Source organism: Halomonas almeriensis, from assembly GCF_030409235.1.
Classification (GTDB): domain Bacteria; phylum Pseudomonadota; class Gammaproteobacteria; order Pseudomonadales; family Halomonadaceae; genus Halomonas; species Halomonas almeriensis.
The window spans coordinates 66775-85536 of record NZ_JAUFPO010000017.1 but is presented as its reverse complement, the minus strand read 5'-3'; the positions used below and the strand labels follow the sequence as shown (position 1 = coordinate 85536).

15 protein-coding genes are annotated in these 18762 nt (G+C 65.5%); 4 read left to right on the top strand and 11 right to left on the bottom strand.

From position 1 onward, the window contains the following. The first annotated feature begins 2 nt into the window (after positions 1–2). On the top strand, positions 3–776 hold the full coding sequence (hisF, locus tag QWY74_RS12840; RefSeq protein ID WP_290314458.1) for an imidazole glycerol phosphate synthase subunit HisF: 774 nt from the start codon (positions 3–5) through the stop codon (positions 774–776). A 16-nt stretch (positions 777–792) separates the two neighbouring features. Here hisF and QWY74_RS12835 read toward each other — a convergent pair whose 3' ends face one another. Further along, on the bottom strand, positions 793–1638 hold the full coding sequence (locus tag QWY74_RS12835) for an NAD-dependent protein deacetylase (RefSeq protein ID WP_264826930.1): 846 nt from the start codon (positions 1636–1638) through the stop codon (positions 793–795). A gap of 92 nt (positions 1639–1730) precedes the next feature. Between QWY74_RS12835 and QWY74_RS12830 the strand changes: the two genes are divergently transcribed. Next, the gene (locus QWY74_RS12830; RefSeq protein WP_264826931.1) at positions 1731–2639 is read left to right on the top strand and encodes a nuclease-related domain-containing protein; all 909 of its coding nucleotides are present in this window, start codon (positions 1731–1733) and stop codon (positions 2637–2639) included. Here QWY74_RS12830 and QWY74_RS12825 read toward each other — a convergent pair. The 4 genes from QWY74_RS12825 to QWY74_RS12810 form a co-directional block, all read right to left on the bottom strand. Further along, a complete protein-coding gene (locus QWY74_RS12825) occupies positions 2636–3505 on the bottom strand; it encodes a ribonuclease T2 family protein (RefSeq protein ID WP_290314457.1) in 870 nt (289 codons plus the stop codon). The genes QWY74_RS12830 and QWY74_RS12825 overlap by 4 nt on opposite strands. A gap of 189 nt (positions 3506–3694) precedes the next feature. Then, entirely contained in the window at positions 3695–5032 is a 1338-nt protein-coding gene (locus tag QWY74_RS12820; protein WP_264826935.1) for a deoxyguanosinetriphosphate triphosphohydrolase, read from the bottom strand. 118 nt (positions 5033–5150) lie between these two features. After that, positions 5151–6356, bottom strand: coding sequence for a CaiB/BaiF CoA transferase family protein (locus QWY74_RS12815; protein ID WP_264826937.1), 1206 nt, complete (start codon positions 6354–6356; stop codon positions 5151–5153). Positions 6357–6358: 2 nt separating this feature from the next. After that, positions 6359–6724 carry a beta/alpha barrel domain-containing protein gene (locus QWY74_RS12810; RefSeq protein ID WP_290314456.1) on the bottom strand — a complete coding sequence of 122 codons (366 nt, stop codon included), beginning with the start codon at positions 6722–6724 and terminating at the stop codon, positions 6359–6361. Positions 6725–6843: 119 nt separating this feature from the next. Here QWY74_RS12810 and QWY74_RS12805 point away from each other — a divergent pair, with 119 nt between their 5' ends. Then, positions 6844–8667, top strand: a complete 1824-nt coding sequence (locus QWY74_RS12805; RefSeq protein ID WP_290314455.1) for an aminopeptidase P family protein — start codon at positions 6844–6846, stop codon at positions 8665–8667. 122 nt (positions 8668–8789) lie between these two features. On the opposite strand, the gene glnG is transcribed toward QWY74_RS12805, so the two are convergent. From glnG to glnA, 4 genes are all read right to left on the bottom strand, one after another. After that, positions 8790–10196, bottom strand: coding sequence for a nitrogen regulation protein NR(I) (gene glnG, locus QWY74_RS12800; protein WP_290314454.1), 1407 nt, complete (start codon positions 10194–10196; stop codon positions 8790–8792). Next, positions 10189–11235, bottom strand: coding sequence for a nitrogen regulation protein NR(II) (gene glnL, locus QWY74_RS12795; RefSeq protein WP_290314453.1), 1047 nt, complete (start codon positions 11233–11235; stop codon positions 10189–10191). The genes glnG and glnL overlap by 8 nt, the downstream gene beginning before the upstream one ends. A 245-nt stretch (positions 11236–11480) precedes the next feature. Next, a complete protein-coding gene (locus QWY74_RS12790; RefSeq protein WP_264826943.1) occupies positions 11481–12047 on the bottom strand; it encodes a DUF4124 domain-containing protein in 567 nt (188 codons plus the stop codon). A 184-nt stretch (positions 12048–12231) separates the two neighbouring features. Beyond that, on the bottom strand, positions 12232–13638 hold the full coding sequence (glnA, locus tag QWY74_RS12785; protein ID WP_264826944.1) for a glutamate--ammonia ligase: 1407 nt from the start codon (positions 13636–13638) through the stop codon (positions 12232–12234). Between the two features lie 583 nt (positions 13639–14221). On the opposite strand from glnA, the gene typA reads away from it, so the two are divergent. Further along, positions 14222–16069: a translational GTPase TypA gene (gene typA / locus QWY74_RS12780; protein ID WP_264826945.1), complete on the top strand. Its 1848-nt coding sequence runs from the start codon at positions 14222–14224 to the stop codon at positions 16067–16069. 38 nt (positions 16070–16107) lie between these two features. Here the strand turns inward: typA and QWY74_RS12775 are convergent, their stop codons facing one another. Continuing rightward, positions 16108–17514: an FAD-binding oxidoreductase gene (locus QWY74_RS12775; RefSeq protein ID WP_264826946.1), complete on the bottom strand. Its 1407-nt coding sequence runs from the start codon at positions 17512–17514 to the stop codon at positions 16108–16110. A 163-nt stretch (positions 17515–17677) separates the two neighbouring features. Further along, positions 17678–18649: an alpha/beta fold hydrolase gene (locus QWY74_RS12770; RefSeq protein WP_290314452.1), complete on the bottom strand. Its 972-nt coding sequence runs from the start codon at positions 18647–18649 to the stop codon at positions 17678–17680. Positions 18650–18762: the final 113 nt, after the last annotated feature.

Below are 18762 nucleotides of genomic sequence, written 5' to 3'. Positions count from 1 at the left end.
TCATGGGACTCGCCAAGCGCATCATTCCCTGCCTGGACGTCGACGCCGGACGGGTGGTCAAGGGCGTCAACTTCGTGGGTATCCGCGATGCCGGTGACCCGGTGGAAATCGCCCAGCGCTATAACCACCAGGGCGCCGATGAGATCACCTTCCTCGACATCACCGCCAGCCACGAGGACCGCGCCACCACGGTGGAAATGGTCGAGCGCATCGCCGGGGAGGTCTTCATCCCGCTGACCGTGGGAGGTGGCATTCGCACCTGCGACGACATTCGCACCATGCTCAATGCGGGTGCCGACAAGGTCTCGATCAATACCGCCGCCGTGCACGACCCCGACTTCGTGTACGAGGCCGCCGAACGCTTCGGCAGCCAGTGCATCGTCGTGGCCATCGACGCCAAGTGGGTTTCCGCGGACGGCGAGACCCCGCGCTGGGAAATCTTCACCCATGGCGGACGTCGCCCCACCGGGCTCGACGCCGTGGAATGGGCACAGAAGATGGTCGAACTGGGCGCCGGCGAACTGCTGCTGACCAGCATGGACCGCGATGGCACCCGCCAGGGCTTCGACATCGGCGTGACGCGTGCCATCAGCGACGCGGTCAGTGTCCCGGTGATCGCCTCCGGCGGCGTCGGCAACCTCGACCACCTGGTGGAAGGCATCAAGGACGGCGGGGCCGACGCGGTACTGGCGGCCAGCATCTTTCACTTCGGGGAATACAGCATCCCTGAAACCAAGCGCCACATGACCGACAACGGCATCGAGATGCGCCGCTGAGGCGGCCGCGACCGGCTCAGGGAGCCGGCGAGACCGCCTCGAGGTGCTCCGCCAGCGCTGCCAGGCCTTGCTCGGCGCTGGCGGCCACCTTCACCGCAAAGAGGTCATCGGCTCGGGTGCGGCCCAGATTGAGGCACGCCAAGGGCTGCCCTGCCTGGGACGCCCGGCGTGCAAACCGATACCCCGAATAGACCATCAACGACGAGCCGACCACCAGCAGGCCAGCGCTTTCATCCAGCAGCGCGAAGGCCTCCTCTACCGTGTGGCGCGGCACGCTGTCGCCGAAGAAGACCACATCCGGCTTCCAGATGCCTTCACGGCAACCGGCGCAGGCCGGTACCCGAAAGTCGCTGAAATCCCGTTCCAGGTCAGCATCGCCATCCGGCGCAGCATGCGCCCCCAGCGCCAGCCACTGCGGGTTGAGGCTACCCAGCTCGTCATGCAGATCCTGACGCGGGCGCGTCGCGCCACAGCTCATGCAACGCACCACATCGGCGCGCCCATGCAGGTCGATGACTCGCCGAGAGCCAGCACGCTGATGCAACCCGTCGACATTCTGGGTAATGATCCCGGCAATGCTGCCTTGCCGCTCAAGGCGCGCCAGGGCATGGTGAGCCAGATTGGGCTGTGCCTCGTGCAGGGTGCGAAAGCCAACCAGGGCGCGTGCCCAGTAACGCTGACGTGCCGCCGTGGATGACATGAATGCCTGATGCTGCATGGGCGGCGAGCGCTTCCAGTCACCCTGGTCGTCACGGTAATCGGGGATGCCGCTGGCCGTGCTGATGCCCGCCCCCGTCAATACGGCCAGCCCCGGCGTATCGGCCATGAAGACGGCCAGTGAGGCGATCGAGTCTTGCTGCATGGGGCTCCCTGCTTGGCTGTCGAGCTTCGAGAATGGCCTTGTTGGACCGAAGTTGTCTAGAATGGGTTTCCTATCCTGGGCAAGGACTTTCGATGGCCTGGCTAGAATACCTGCTACCGCTGATCTTTCTGTTTCCGCTCGCGGCCACCGCCATGGTCGTGCTTGCCCTGCGCAACCTGCATGACGCCCGGGTCAGCTCGCCGTTCGATGCCCATCGCCTGCGTGAACCGGGACAATCCCTGCGTGACCGGCTCGACCAGGCCTTCACCGGCCTGTTCCTGAATGGCGCCTTGGGGCCGATCATCACCCTGACCCCACTGGTCTACGGCATGGGGCGCATGCTCTTCGCCGACCAGCAGAACTGGTTGGAGTGGAGCCTCTATGGCGCCCTTTCGACCGTCCTGGTGCTGGTCTTCTGCCTGCGCCTGATCCGCGACTTCCAGCGCATCCGACGCCTCAAGCTGGGGCTGGCCTGCGAACTGGCCGTGGGCCAGGAGCTGTCGCGCTTAATCCGCCCGGAGGCCCACCCTTACTTCGTCTTCCACGACGTCAGTCTCGACACCAGCCTGGACCATGTCGCGGTCACGCCGGAGGGCGTCTTCGCTATCGAGACGCGCGCCCGCACGCCGGCCGTGCTGCCCTCCGGCGAGCAGAGCAATGTCGTAGTCGTGGAAGAAGACCGGTTGCGATTCCCGGGCTGGAAGGAACGCCAGCCGCTACGCGAGACCCGTCAGGCCAGTCGCTCGCTGGCCAGCTGGCTGGAAGAGCGGACCGGTCAGTCGGTGCCGGTACAGGGCGTACTCGTCATGCCCGGATGGCAGATCGAGCAGGCCGACCGAGCCGGCGACCTGCTGGTGGTCAACGGCGAGGGACTGGCCGATTATCTCGACCAGCCGCCCTCGAACCGGCAAGCGGCCCGGGCGTTCGACGACGCGACCCACGACGCCGTCATCCGCGTTTTGCGCCAGCATGCGCTGTCGAACCCGGGCAAGACGGCTTAAAAGGCCGCGATCTTGACCCGGGCCGGGCAATTCCCCAGGCCCAGCCTCACCAGGCTCTCCGGCGCCGGAAAGTCCGTCAGGCGTTGAGCATCGATACCGATGCGCACCTCGGTCAAAAGCCGGTTACCGCCTCCCCCGCACTCCAGGCGCAGAGCGCGCCCGCGGCCCTCTCCGAAGGCAGACTCGAAGGCACTGATCAGGTCATTGCGACGCACCTCGCCGCCACGCTGGGTGACCACGAAGTCGGTGAAGACACTGGCATTGACCGCCTCGACCAGCGCCACCGAGGCGCCGAACAGGTCTTCGGCGGAGAGCCTCAGGCAGGCCGCGTGCTTGGCATACTGGTAGCGCCCCAGACAGCTCGCCCGCCCCGGCATGACGACGTCCAGCTGCGCATCCAGTCCCTCGTTAAGCCCCAGCGTCGGGTGCCCACAGAAGCCGCCGGCGGGACGCTCACGCTCGATGAAACACCCCTGCCGCCGCCAGCGCTGCCGCTCCACCCCACGCTGATCCAGCCGATGCGGCAGAGACGGCCAGAGCCCATGCAGCACAAAGCCGGTCTCGCTGCCACGCCGCAAGCTCGCCTCGCGACACTCGCGGGGCGGATCATGGCGAGTGGCACAGAAGCCCGGGTGCCAGGTCAACGCCAGGGTGTAGTGATCGAAGCCCTCGGCCGCGATCGACCCCACTTCGCCGGGCGTCTTGGCCATGGCCGGCAGTGAGCCCAGCAGACTGATGCCCAGCATCAGCGCCATCGCCAGACGAAACCGCCCCCCTGAGGACCAGGCAGTGAGTAGTGCTTGCCAGCGGCATCGGCGCGGATAATAGTCCGCTAGCCCCGACAGAGATATAGATCTTCTATCCATGAATCTGATCACATTCGATGTTTTTCGCACCCTGGGCATGCCCGGTGTGCGTTATATCAAGCCCGATCACATGTTCGAGCATCTCGAGAAAATTCGCCATGCATCCAGCGCGTGCTGAGCGCCAGCGGCGCCGGTCGTTACCCGGACGGCGTCTCCCTGCCCATTCGCGCCTGAACCGCGGCCGGCCGCTCAGTCGCCCTTGAGACGCCCGCCCATCTCCTGGGCCAGATCCACGGCGTAGTGGTCGGTCATGCCACCGATGAAGTCGAGCATGCGGCGATAGCTGTCATACAGCGACCAGGAGCGCAGCGGCGTGTTCTCGCCGATCAGCGCCAGCACCCGCTGGTGCTTGAAGTTGGAGTGCCCGGTGTGGTGCAGCTCGTGCGCGGCGCCGATGAAGGCCTCAAGCAGAATGCCCAGGGTCGTGTAGGCGCCGATCTCCAGCTTGGCCTTGCGCTCATTACGGAAGATGCGCTCACGGGCCAGATCCTTGGCGGCCTTCACACCCCAGTCCAGGTCCGGGTGGCAGAGCTCCAGCAGGTCATGCTGCAGGGTGCCGGCCAGCAGTTCGCCCTCGTGCTGTACGAAGACCCTGGTCACCTCCTTGACCGCCTGCTCCATGGCCGCACCGCGCAGGGCGGCGATGCGCCGCCGCTGGGAGACGCCATCCTCGCGCATGGTGGCATAATCCGGCGGCTCGCCACCGGCAATCTGGGTCAGGATATCGGCCACTTCCTCGAAGCGCAGGATGCCCATTTCCAGGCCATCCTCGAGATCCAGCAACGCATAGCAGATGTCATCGGCGGCCTCGACCAGCCAGGCCAGCGGATGCCGGCACCAGCGGTTCTCGCCCTGGGGGAGCAGACCGAGGCGGTCGGCCACCTCATTGAGCAACGGCAGCTCGCTCTGGTAACAGCCGAACTTGCCCCGCGATCCGCCATGATCCACCGCCCACGGGTACTTGAGCAGCGTCCCCAGGGTAGCGCCGGTCAAGCGCATGCCACCGCGAAACTGGTTGTACTCGATCTGGGTGACGATACGAAAGCCCTGTGCATTGCCCTCGTAGGTCAGCAGATCTTCACGCTCCATGTCCGAAAGGCCGTCCAGCAGGCCACTGCCATCCAGGGCGGCCCGCTTGAACCAGTCGCGGATGGCGTACTCCCCGGCATGGCCGAAGGGCGGGTTGCCGATGTCATGGCCCAGGCAGGCCGCCTGCACGATCACCCCCAGATCCGCCGGCGTGATACCGGCAGGCAGGCGGTGGTGCAGCTCCTCGCCGACACTCATGCCCAGCGAGCGCCCCACGCAGCCCACTTCCAGGGAATGCGTCAAGCGGGTGTGAATATGATCGTTGTCGGTCAGCGGATGCACCTGGGTCTTGCGCCCCAGGCGACGAAACGAGCCGGCGAAGACAATGCGATCGTGATCCTTGTGAAACGGGCTACGGCCTGTCTCGCCGCGCGCCACGCCGCGTTCATCGTGCAGGCGGGCCGGGTCGAGCAGGCGCTCCCAGGTCATCTGCGTCATGGAGCCTCCTTGAGACGCCCATTCTGGCACCAAGGCCCGGTCGCGCCCAGCCATTGGCGCGGATTTTTGCGCTCCTGTCGTGCGTCCTAGCTGTGTTAGTGCGTGCACCAGGTATGGCTTATATAACGCCCTGGTCCCTCAAGGCCTGCCGGGCGGCGTCATCCAGTCCCAGCTCGGCGAGCAGGCTCGCGGTGTGTTCGCCGAGCCGGGGCACCGGAAAGTGCAAGTCAGCTGGCGCTTCGCTCATCTTCACCGGAAAACCGGTGGTCGGCACCTGGCCGTGTTCGCCCTGGTCGAGCTGCAGCATCATCTGCTGGGCCACCACCTGGGGATCCTCGAAGGTCTCCTGGAGGTCCTGCACACGCCCGCAGGGCACACCGGCTTCATTGAAGTGGGCAATCCATTCCTCGACGCTGCGCTGTGAAATGACCCGGTTGAGCAATTCGCGCAGCGGCTCGCGGTTGGCCATGCGCCGGCGGTTGTCGGCGAAGCGCTCTTCCTCCAGCAGCTCCTGCATGTTCAGGGCACCCAGGAAACGCTCGACCATGATGTCATTGCTCGGCGCAATGGCGACCTCGCCATCGCTGGCCTGGAAGAGCCCGTAGGGATAGAGCATGGGGTGGTCATTGCCGGTGCGCTGCGGCACCTCGCCGGTGGCGAAGTACTCCGCCGCCAGGTAGCCCATCATGCTGATCAGGCCATTGGTCAGCGCCGTCTCGACGATCTCGCCCTGCCCGGTGCGCGCGCGTCGCACCAGGGCCGCACTGATGCCGAAGGCCAGGTTCTGGCTGGCCACCATGTCGCTGATCGGCGGTGCGGCGCGCATGGGCTCGCCGTCCGGCGGCCCGTTGACGCCCATGAAGCCGCTCATGGCCTGGGCGATGAAGTCGTAGGCCGGCCGGTCACGATAAGGCCCGGTGGAACCGAAGCCATTGATGCGCCCCACCACCAGGTGGGGAAAGCGCTCGCGCAGGGTGGCGTCATCCAGCCCCATCTTGGCCATGACCCCCGGGCGGAAGTTTTCCACCAGCACATCGGCGTCATCCAGCAGGCGACAGAGGATCTCCCTGCCCGCCTCCTGACGCAGATCCAGCGTCAGCGAGCGCTTGTTGCGATTGAACTGGGCGAAGTACCAGCTAAAGCCGTTCACCATATTGCCCTGGGAGCGCACGATGTCGCCCCGGCCGGGCGGCTCGACCTTGATGACTTCGGCACCATGGTCGCCCAGCATCTGGGTACAGAAGGGCCCGGAAATCACCCGGGTCAGGTCGATCACGCGAATGCCCTCGAGAGAGCCTCCGGACCGGGACGGCGTATCTGACATCATCATCCTCGTGCAGTGGGAGCGGCGGAAGCATCATGCAGCGCCAGGCGCGGCCCCGCCCGGGAAACCCCCGCCCGGGAAACCTGGGCCGGCAGCGTCCGACCCATCAGGCGGGAGGCGATACCGGCGGCCTCTATCATGCTGTCGAGGCTCAGGCCGCTGTCGATGCCCATTTCGTCGAGCAGGTAGACCAGATCCTCGCTGGCGATATTGCCCGAAGCGCCGGGCGCGAAGGGGCAACCGCCCAGCCCGCCGATGGCGCTCTCGTAGTCCTCGACCCCCAGCGCCAGCCCCTGCATGACATTGGCCAGCCCGATGCCGCGGGTGACAAGCGATCGGTCGCTGCAATATAGGACGCCAGCCAGCATTTCGCCCATGCCCCTTTTGGTTAGGAAAACACGGCTCCCTCGGGGAGCGCAGTGCCGAGTCGCAATATGCTATGGTCCAGACGCTGTCATCGTATCCCTCTGCAACCGGAGCCCGACCCATGTCCAGTGAAGCCCCTGCTACCCCGGCAGCCCGTCTGGCGGCCCTGCGCGAGGCCATGCGCGAACACGCCATCGATGCCTGGTGGCTGCCGTCTTCCGACCCGCACAACTCCGAGTACCTGCCGGCGCACTGGGGTGGCCGCGCCTGGCTGTCAGGCTTCGATGGCTCGGTGGGCACCCTGGTGGTGACGCAGGAGCGCGCCGGCCTCTGGGTCGACAGCCGCTACTGGGTCCAGGCCGAAGCACAGCTGGCCGGCAGCGGCATCGAGCTGATGAAGCTCCACCCCGGCCAGGGCGACGCGCCGATCGACTGGCTGGCCGAGCAGTTGCCCGCCGGTGCCACCCTGGGCTTCGATGCCCAGGTGGTTTCTCTGGCCAGTGCCCGGCGGCTGGAAGCGACCCTGTCGGCCGCGGATATCCGGCTGCACGGTGACAGCGACCTGCTCGACGCCATCTGGCCGGACCGCCCTGCCCTGCCCGAGGCGCCGCTCTATGCCCACGATCCAGCCTATCTGGACGAGAGCCGCGCCGCGCGTCTCGCCCGCGTGCGCGAAGCAATGGCCCAGCATGATGCCGACTGGCACCCCATCTCGACGCTGGACGATATCGCCTGGCTGACCCAGCTGCGCGGCAACGACGTCGACTTCAACCCGGTCTTTCTGGCCCACCTGCTGCTCGGCCGCGAGAGCGCGACGCTGTTCATCGCCCCCGGCAAGCTGAATGACTCGCTGACGCAGGCGCTCGCCGACGATGGCATCGAGGTGGCGCCCTACACGGAGTGGGCGGCTCGTCTGGCCGCACTGCCCGAGGCATCGCGCGTGCTGATCGACCCGGCCCGCCTGACCCTGGGCACCCGCGAGGCCCTGCCGGGCATGACCGACCTGATCGAGGCCTACCAGCCCAGCACCCTGCTCAAGGGGCGCAAGAGCGAAAACGACCTCAAGCACGTCCGCCAGACCATGGAAGAGGACGGCGTCGCCCTGTGCGAGTTCTTCGCCTGGCTGGAAGCGGCGCTCGAGCGCGGCGAGACGGTCACCGAGTTGACCATCGACGAGCAGCTCACCGCCGCACGTGCCGCACGCCCCGGCTTCGTCAGCCGCAGCTTCTCGACCATCGCCGCCTTCAATGCCAACGGCGCCCTGCCGCACTATCACGCCACCCCCGAGGCCCACTCAACCATCGCCGGCAATGGCCTGCTGCTGATCGACTCCGGTGGCCAATACCCCGGCGGCACCACCGACATCACCCGGGTGGTGCCGGTCGGCGAGATCAGCGCGGCACAGCGCGAGGACTATACCCTGGTGCTCCAGGGCACCATCGGGCTCTCGCGTGCCCACTTCCCGCACGGTATTCCCTCGGCGCAGCTCGACGCCATCGCCCGGGCGCCGCTGTGGCGCACCGGCCGCGACTACGGGCATGGCACCGGGCATGGCGTGGGCTACTTCCTCAACGTACACGAGGGCCCGCAGGTCATCGCCTGGCAGGCACCCACGGCCCCGCACACCGCCATGCAACCGGGCATGATCACCTCCATCGAGCCCGGTGTGTACCGCCCCGGCCAATGGGGCATCCGCATCGAGAACCTGGTGGCCAATCGACCGGCGAGCGAGAGCGAGTTCGGTGACTTCCTGTACTTCGAGACACTGACGCTGTGCCCCATCGACACCCGCTGCATCGAGCCCAGCCTGCTCGACGCCAGCGAGATCGACTGGCTCGACGCCTATCACGCCGAGGTCCGCGAACGGCTCGCCCCCAAGCTCGAGGGCGACGCTCTGGCCTGGTTGGAAAAACGCACCCAGCCGCTGGCACGCCAACAGAAGTAGCGAGGAACGAGAAACGAGAAACGAGCAGGATGGTGGCCCCAGCCGCTCAGCCTCCAAAACCTCACGCGAGACACGCGGCTCGAATCTCGCAGCTCGTGGCCCGTGGCTCGTGGCTCGCTAGCTCAATCCTCCGCCATCTCCGGCAGCAGCGTCTTGAGCTTGCGGGTCAGGGTGTTGCGGCCCCAGCCGAGCAGCTCGGCGGCGTCGCCCTTGCGCCCGCCGGTGTGCTTGAGGGCGGTCTCGATGAGGATCTTCTCGAAGTCGGGCACGGCTTCCTCCAGCAGGTGGGTGTGGCCGGCGGCCAAGGCACGGTCCGCCCAGTCGCGGAAGGCCACGCGCCAGTCTCCGGAGGCCCCGCCGCTTGAAGCTTCGCGCAACTCCGGGGGCAGGTCCTCGACCATGACCTCGCGCCCCGAGGCCATCACGGTCAGCCAGCGGCAGGTATTCTCCAGCTGGCGCACATTGCCGTGCCAGGGCAGGCGAGTCAGATGCGCCTCGGCGTCCTCGGTCAGCACCTTGGCATCCGTCGACAGCTCCTTGGCAGCCTCGATCAGGAAGTGCCGGGCCAGCCGCGGAATGTCCTCGCGGCGGTCGGCCAGCTTGGGCAGATGCACGCGGATCACATTGAGGCGGTGGAACAGGTCCTCACGGAAACGCCCCTCCTGGACCAGTTCCTCGAGGTGCTGGTGAGTCGCCGCGATGATGCGCACGTCCACCTTGACCGGGGTGTGGCCGCCGACACGATAGAACTCGCCATCCGCCAGCACGCGCAGCAGCCGGGTCTGGGTCTCGGCCGGCATGTCGCCGATCTCGTCGAGAAACAGGGTGCCACCATCGGCCTGCTCGAATCGCCCCTGACGCTGCGCCGTGGCGCCGGTGAAGGCGCCCTTCTCGTGGCCGAACAGCTCGGACTCGATGAGATCGCGGGGAATGGCTGCCATGTTCAGGGCGATGAAGGGCTTGCTGCCGCGCGGGCTGTGCTGATGCAGCGCCTGCGCCACGCGCTCCTTGCCGGTCCCCGACTCGCCGTTGATGAGCACCGTGATGTGCGACTGCGCCAGCCGGCCGATGGCCCGAAAGACCTCCTGCATGGCCGGGGCCTCGCCGATGATCTCGGTCTCCAGTCCCTCGGGCGGGGTGGTCGGTCGTTGGCGCTCCCGGGCATGCGCCACGGCACGCCGGACCAGGGCCAGGGCCTCGTCCACATCGAAGGGCTTGGGCAGATACTCGAAGGCACCGCCCTGATAGGACGCCACGGCACTGTCGAGATCCGAGTGCGCCGTCATGACGATCACCGGCAGATCCGGATGCGCCTCGCGCACCCGGGCCATCAGGTCCAGGCCGTCGATGCCCGGCATGCGGATATCGGTCACCAGCACATCCGGTGGCTCCTCGAGCAGGCGTGGCAGGACGTGATCGGCACGCTCGACGCACTCGACCGCCAGGTCGGGCTGCGCCAGCGCCCGCTCCAGCACCCAGCGGATGGCGCGGTCGTCGTCGACGATCATGACGCGAGCGGCTTCACTCATGAGGTTTCTCCAACGGAATAAGCAGGCGGAATTCGGTATGGCCGGGCGCGGAGTCGCATTCGATCAGCCCGTGGTGGCGGTGCAGGACCGACTGAGCAATCGACAGCCCCAGCCCACTGCCCTCGGCGCGCCCCGAGACCATGGGATAGAAAAGGGTTTCGCGCAGCCGCTCCGGAATCCCTGGGCCGTTGTCGATGAGCGACACCTCGCAGACCAGACGGTGTCGCTCGGCGCCCAGGGTGAACTGGCGGCGCGCCCGGGTGCGCAGCATCAGGCTGGGCGCCGGCACCGCGGACTCGGTCATGGCCTCCACGGCATTGCGCGCCACATTGAGGATGGCCTGGATCATCTGCGCCTCATCGCCGGTGAGTTCCGGCAGGCTCGGATCATAGTCGCGGATGATGGTCACCCCCGGCTGCTCGACCACCAGCAACGAGCGCACGCGCTCCAGCGCCTTGTGGATGTTCAGCGGCGCATGCCGCCCGACCTGATTAGGACCGAGCATGGCATCCACCATGTCGCGCAGCCGGTCGACCTCCTCGATGATGATTCGCGTGAACTCCGTCAACTGCGAGTCTCCGAGGTCGCGCTCGAGCAACTGCGCCGCCCCGCGGATGCCCCCCAGCGGGTTCTTGACTTCATGGGCCAGCCCCCGCGCCAGCACCTTGATGGTCTCCTGACGGGTCTGCAGGGCTTCTTCCCGCGAGATGCGCAGCAGCCGATCACGCGGCTCGACCTCCAGGAGCAGCTCGTCGGCCGTCAGCGGCGTGACGGTGTAGTCCACGGTCAGCGTTTCGCCGGTCGCCAGGGTCAAGCGCGCCTCACGCTGGGTGAAGGGGTGAAACTCGTCACGCGCCTTGGCCAGCAGCTCGCCCATGTCCTCAACGCTGGTCACCAGTTCTGGTAACGCCTGGCCCTGCACCCGCATGAAACTGATCGCCAGCAGCGCCTCGGCAGCCGGGTTCATCCAGCGCAACTGCAGGCGCCCATCGAGCAGCAGGACAGCGGTAGTGAGATGCTCCATCAAGCGTTGGTACATGGACAGGCTCGCGATGATCAGGAAATGGGTAGCCGGGACCGTTTCGCCAGGCACGATACGCCGGCCTCGGCCGCACTGATGGAAACCGCTGCAAAAAGCGCGCCACCCTGAAGCACCGCGCGACATGGGGATTCACAAAAGGTGATGGGATACGTCACGCACCATTTTAGTGCACCCGCATCCCGCCTGCACAGAAGGATGCCGGCAAACCACCCTGCTCGCACCACCAGGGCCCAGCCCCGGCCTCATGGCTCCGCACCGGTGTCCTCGGAGCGCCCGGGCCGGGGAACGCTGGCCCGCCGCACATGCAGGATCACCGGCGCGGAGCGCCGCAGCACCCGTGCACCCTGACCGAGCAGCTCGGCCTCCAGGCGGTGCCGGCCGCGCGCCAGATTGGTGAGCGGCAGGGCCGGCTCACGTGTTGCCTGGCCAACGGGCTCGCCATCGAGCCGCAGACGCCACCGATGCCCCGCGCGCAGGGCCGGCCGAATGGCCAGGCGCACCATCACATTGCCCGCGGCACCGTTGGGCAGCGTGCTCTGATCGGCCGGTTCGTCAATGGCAAAGCGCGCATAGGGCGGCGCTGCCGTCTTGTCTTGCGGGGCCGGGGCAGGAGTGGACGTGGCCGATGACCGCGCCGGGACGATGCTGATCGGCGCCAGCTCGACGAGCTCGCCGCCGCTGGCCGGATCATCCGAGTAGCGCACCAGCCCCTGGGCATCGGTTGTGCGATATAGTGTCTCGGCCGAGGCGGCCAAGGAAAGAAAGAGAGTCAGGCAGAGCACCAGGCCCCGCCGGCCAGTCCGCTTCATGCTCAGGCTCCCGGCGTTGGCCACGCCGACATGGCTCACGCCCCGACTATAGATGAGCGCCGCGGCCTTTGCCGGGCCGGGGCCCAGCAGCCTTCACGCATCGCCGGTACCACTGGCCGGTGACGCAGTAAAAAAAGGGCACGCCCGCAGGCGTGCCCTTGTCGATACCGGAGTCGGCCGCGCCTCAGCAGCTGTAGTACATGTCGAACTCGATCGGGTGCGTCGTCATGCGCAGGCGCTCGATGTCCTCGGACTTGAGCTCAATGTAGGCATCGATCGTCTCGTCGGTGAAGACGCCGCCTTCGGTGAGGAAGCTGCGATCGGCGTCCAGGGCTTCCAGCGCCTGATCGAGGCTTTCGGCCACGGTGGGAATGGCCTTGCCCTCTTCCGGCGGCAGGTCGTAGAGGTTCTTGTCCATGGCATCGCCGGGATGAATCTTGTTCTTGATGCCATCGATGCCGGCCATCAGCATCGCCGCGAAGCACAGGTAGGGGTTGGCGGTCGGATCCGGGAAGCGAAGCTCGACGCGCTTGCCCTTCGGACTGGCGGTATACGGGATACGGATGGAGGCGGAGCGGTTACGGGCGCTGTAAGCCAGCATCACTGGCGCCTCGAAGCCCGGCACCAGACGCTTGTAGGAGTTGGTCGAAGCGTTGGCGAAGGCGTTCAGGGCGCGTGCGTGCTTGATCACGCCACCGATGTAGTACAGCGCCATTTCCGAGAGGCCGGCGTACTCGTCACCGGCAAACTGGTTCTGGCCGTCCTTCCAGAAGGACTGGTGAACGTGCATACCGCTGCCGTTGTCGCCCACCACCGGCTTGGGCATGAAGGTCGCCGTCTTGCCGTAGGCGTGGGCCACGTTGTGCACCACGTACTTCATTTCCTGAAGTTCGTCGGCCTTCTTCACCAGAGTGTTGAACTTGACGCCGATCTCGTTCTGGCCAGCGTTGGAGACCTCGTGGTGATGCACCTCGACGCTCTGGCCGATGGCTTCCAGGGTGTTGCACATGACACCCCGGATGTCGTGGAAGCTGTCGACCGGCGGCACCGGGAAGTAGCCCCCCTTGACGCGCGGGCGGTGGCCCATGTTGCCGCCCTCGACGTGGCGGTCGGTGGCCCAGGCCCCTTCCTCGGAGCTGATCTTGTACATGGCGCCTTCGGCATCGGCCTTCCAGTGCACCTCATCAAAGACGAAGAACTCGGGCTCCGGGCCGAAGAAGGCGGTGTCGCCCAGACCGGAGGACTGCAGATAGGCCTCGGCACGCTTGGCGATGGAGCGCGGGTCGCGCTCATAGCCCTGCATGGTGGCCGGCTCGATGATGTCACAACGCAGCACCAGGGTGGCGTCTTCGGTGAAGGGATCAAGGTAGCCGGTGCCGTCTTCCGGGCGCAGAATCATGTCCGACTCGTTGATGCCCTTCCAGCCATTGATAGAAGAGCCATCGAACATCTGGCCATTCTCGAAGAACTCCTCATCGACATCCCGCGAAGGGATGGTCACATGCTGTTCCTTGCCTTTGGTATCGGTGAAGCGCAGGTCGACCCACTTCACATCGTGCTCTTCAATCAGGGCGAGAGTCTTGTCGGACATGAGATCCTCCACAAATGAGCTTGGCTCGTTAACTCTGAATCGGCTTCAAAGCGTCGTGACCGCTGGTCGGGCAGCCATTGTTGTAGCACGCCGTGGTGCAACTGCCCACAATCGCCAGGACGACCGTGGCGTTTGCAATAATTAAGCAGAAAGCATGCCAAAATGGCGCATGCCACACTGAAGAAATATTAACCGCATGATAAAGAAGGAAAAATTTAATATCGTGCAATGCCCCACATGAATGCCGCGGCCGATATTCCCCGCGTCAGGGGCATCCAGGGCCCGTTTCAGCGAACCAAAACAGGGCACGAAAAACCCTTACGCACCATAAAGGTGCACCGTTGCGACTCGCCCGCGTCCTGGCACTCGACCGGCCAGGCCAGCCGCCCGCACTTCGCACTCACGCCCTTGCCAACCCTACCGTGGTGCGCCTTGTACCCGGCCCGCCGCGCGTATCACACAAATACGCTATTACCCAGGCGGGCTAGCCTGTACAATGCGCGCCCTAAACTTCCCTGCCCCGCGCCTAGGGTACTGAACACCACGTGTACATAGGTGCGTACAAATTAGTGATCCACACCCTATGAGCACGAACGCAAGTTCCAACATCGAAAACCTTCGCAATATTGCCATCATCGCGCACGTCGACCATGGCAAGACCACCCTGGTGGACAAGCTCCTCCAGCAGTCCGGCACCCTGGACCGCAAGGCGGAGTCCCAGGAGCGCATCATGGACTCCAACGACCAGGAGAAAGAGCGCGGCATCACCATCCTGGCCAAGAACACCGCCATCCGCTGGGAGAGCCCGGAGGAGCGCGACTATCACATCAACATCGTCGACACCCCGGGACACGCCGACTTCGGCGGTGAGGTCGAGCGCGTGATGTCGATGGTCGACTCGGTGCTGCTCATGGTCGATGCCGTCGACGGCCCCATGCCGCAGACCCGCTTCGTCACCCAGAAGGCCTTCGATCAGGGCCTCAAGCCGATCGTCGTGGTCAACAAGATCGACCGTCCGGGCGCGCGTCCGGACTGGGTCATCGACCAGATCTTCGATCTGTTCGACAACCTCGGCGCCAGCGACGAACAGCTCGACTTCCCGATCGTCTACTGCTCCGCTCTCAACGGCGTGGCCGGCAACGAGCCGGACCAGCTGACCGAAGACATGACGCCGGTCTTCCGCGCCATCGTCGACATCGTTCAGCCGCCGCAGGTCGAGCTCGACGGCTCCCTGCAGATGCAGATCTCGGCGCTGGACTACAACAGCTATGTCGGTGTCATCGGCCTGGGCCGCATCACCCGTGGTGCCATGCGTCCCGGCCAGCAGGTCAGCGTGGTCACCAAGGAAGGCCAGGAGCGTCGCGGCAAGATCGGCCAGGTGATGACCCACCTGGGCCTGGAGCGCGTGCAGACCGACGAAGCCACCGCCGGCGACATCGTCTGCATCACCGGCATCGAAAACCTGGCGATTTCCGACACGATCTGCGACCCGAGCAACGTCGAGGCCCTGCCGGCGCTGACCGTCGACGAGCCGACCGTCTCCATGACCTTCCAGGTCAATGACTCGCCGTTCGCCGGCAAGGACGGCAAGTTCGTCACCAGCCGCAACATCAAAGAGCGCCTCGAGCAGGAGCTGATCCACAACGTGGCGCTACGGGTCGAGCAGGGCGACAGCCCTGAGAAGTTCATCGTCTCCGGGCGTGGCGAGCTGCACCTGGCCGTGCTGATCGAGAGCATGCGTCGTGAAGGCTTCGAACTCTCCGTGGGCCGCCCCGAGGTCATCATCCGCGAGATCGATGGCGTCAACCAGGAGCCCTACGAAGAAGTCATCATCGACTGCGAAGAGCAGCACCAGGGCGCCATCATGGAAGAGCTCGGCTACCGCAAGGGCGAGCTCAAGAACATGCACCCCGACGGCAAGGGCCGGGTACGCCTCGACTTCACCATCCCGGCGCGTGGCCTGATCGGCTTCCGCGGCCAGTTCCTGACCCTGACCTCAGGCACCGGCATCCTGACCAGCCGTTTCGACTGCTATGGCCCGCTGCGTCCCGAAGCCTCCGTCGAGCGCCGCAACGGCGTGCTGGTCTCCATGGTCAGCGGCAAGGCCCTGGCCTATGCCCTGTTCGCCCTGCAGGATCGCGGCAAGCTGCTCGTCGAGCACGGCACCGAAGTCTACGAAGGCATGCTGATCGGCATCAACAACCGTGCCGAAGACATGGTGGTCAACCCGACCAAGGCCAAGAAGCTCGACAACATGCGTTCTTCCGGCAGTGACGAAGCCCTGGTGCTCACGCCGCCCGTGCGCTTCACCCTGGAGCAGGCCGTGGAATTCCTCGACGACGACGAAATCGTCGAGGTCACTCCCAACCACGTCCGCCTGCGCAAGAAGCTGCTATCCGAGAACGAGCGCAAGCGTTCCAAGAAGAACTAAGCCCCAGCCGGCCTTTCGGCATCACGCCAAGCCCACCCTCAGCGGTGGGCTTTTTGTTGGCTGGTCGTGTCCGGCAAGATGTTCTGGTTGACGCGGAAGGTGTTGTCCGGATCATAGCGCCCCTTGATCCGCGCCAGCCGTGGATAGTTGGCGCCATAGATCGCCTGAATGCGCTCGCTGCCCTCGTCCATCATGAAGTTGATGTAACCGCCCCCGTCATGGAACGGGTGCAGGGCCTCCCAGTAATCGCGCGCCCAGCGGCTCACGGTCTCGGCTCTGGCCGGGTCCCGGTCGATTCCGGCGATCACCATCGACCAGGTCGCCTCGCGGCATGGCCAGGCCATGGCATCGCTATGGGTATCGTGCACGGCGCCATCTATCGGATACAGGTGCATCAGCGACAGGCTACCGGAAGGAATCCGCGCGGCATGCTCGAGATGCACCTCGATGGCACTGTCGCTGAGCTCGTGCACGAAATCACCTTTCCAGTACCACTGCAGGCCCTTGGGCAGGATGGCATCGAAGGCGGACTGCCAGGCGGGAAATGGCATGCTCGTCATGCCATCCATCAACGGCTCCGGCAGCGCCTCCCTGACCGACTGCATGATCGCCATGGCCTCGTCCTCGGGCCCGGTATGGCAGCACAGCAACGCACAAACCAGGCGGTCCCACAGCGCTTCCGGAAAAGGCGCCATCGAAGGCACACGCTTCAGCCCCAGAAACATGCCCAGCTGTCTGGGCGCCTCGGGCAGAAAGTCGCGGTACCACGCCATGATCTGCCTGGCATGGGCCAGATCCCATAAGATGGGCCCGGCGAAGACGGTATCCACCGGATGGGCCTGCAGCAGGAAGCTGGTCACGATGCCGAAGTTGCCCCCGCCGCCACGTAGTGCCCAGAACAGGTCCTCATGACGGTTGATATTGGCAATCACGATCCGACCATCGGCGAGCACCACTTCGGCCTCAAGCAGGTTGTCGACGGTCAAGCCGTGCAGCCGGCTCAGGTATCCATGCCCACCGCCCAGGGTCAGCCCGGCCATACCGGTGGTACTGACGATGCCCGCCGGCACGGCCAGCCCATAGGCATGCGTGGCATGATCCAGATCGCCCTGGGTACAGCCGGGCTGTGCCCTGACGATTGCACTGTCCGGCTCGACATGAATCCCCGTCATCCGCGACAGATCGATCAGCAAGCCATCATCACAGCTGCCCAGGCCCGGACCGTTATGACCACCGCCACGCACGGCGATCAACTGCTCCTGCTCGCGGCCGAAGCGCACGGCCGTGGCCACATCGGCCGTATCCGTGCACTGCGCGATCAGCCGTGGGCGTTTATCGATCATGCCGTTGTAAAGCGCTCTGACGTCATCATAGGCCGCATCCTCGGGCAGGATGATGCTGCCTCTGAACGCCTCTCTGAAATTGTCGACTGTTGCCGTATCCATTTCGATCACCTCTTGGCCCACCGCTAGGAAAACCACATCAGGCCCGCAGGAAGGGGCCCTGAACTCAACCTAGGCGTGACCTAAGGCGGCCGGCATGAGGCAGGTGTCCCGAATCGAGCCGGAGAATTCCTCCAGGCTTGAGACGGATGTCCCGAGTGGCGCATCAGGCATGGCCAAAGCCCGCTTCTCGCGCCTTGACGATCATTTCCGCACGGCTGGACACCGACAGCTTGCTGCCGATGCGACTGACGTGGTTACGCACCGTCTTGGAGGAAATGGACAGCTCATCGGCAATGCCCGGATTGGCCAGGCCCCGGGCCACGGCATCTAGGATGGCCTGTTCACGACGCGTCAGCTCATCGAAACCGGGTGGCGGGGCGACGGCATGGGCCGACATACCACTCAGGAACCGCCGCAACTCGGTGACCAGCAACGGCCAGCCAGGATCCGAGGTCTGCAGGATATGGTTCCGGCCCTCCAATGGCAGAAAATGCGCGTCCGGAACCCGTGCGGCCAGGCGCCGTCCCGCCTCAAAGGGCACCATATGGTCGCCCTTGACGTGGGCCACCAGTGTGGGCGCCTGGACCTGCGGCAGCTGGGGGCGAATGTCCAGTTCATGAAAGCCCCGCCATAGTCGCACCGCATCATCCGGCTCCGCGGTATAGCGCTGCAGCTGCTCCCACCACACCACCTGCTCAGCCGCTTCGCGGGGTGACATCAGCCGGGCGAAGACCTCACGAAAGGCGCTGTTGGGGTGGCCCCAGCCGACTTCGATCAGCTGCTCCAGTGCGCGGGCTTCATCGGACTGCTGTTGGTTGACGCCCGCAGAATAGGCGCCATGGGCATAGGCATTGTAGAGAATCAGGTGACTGACCCGTTCGGGATAACGCGCGGCATAAGCGGCCGCCACCGCGCCTCCCTGGCAGATGCCGAATAACGGAAAGCGTCGCCATCCCAGGGCGTTGGCCACCGCTTCCAGATCATGTAGCCAGGCTTCCAGCCCCTGCTCGTGAACCCGATGGTCGGACAGGCCAGATCCACGAATATCGAAACGCGCCAGAGTGTGCTCGCGGGTCAATTCACGCAGCCAGTGGCGCCAGATGGGGCTGTCCCAGTCACGTTCCAGGTGGGTCATCCACCCGCCCACACGCAACAAGGGCGGGCCTCGCCCGGCCGTTGCATAGGCGATACGGACACTGTCCGACGTTGTGCAAAAATTGATCACCTGCCTCATATACTGAGGCTAGC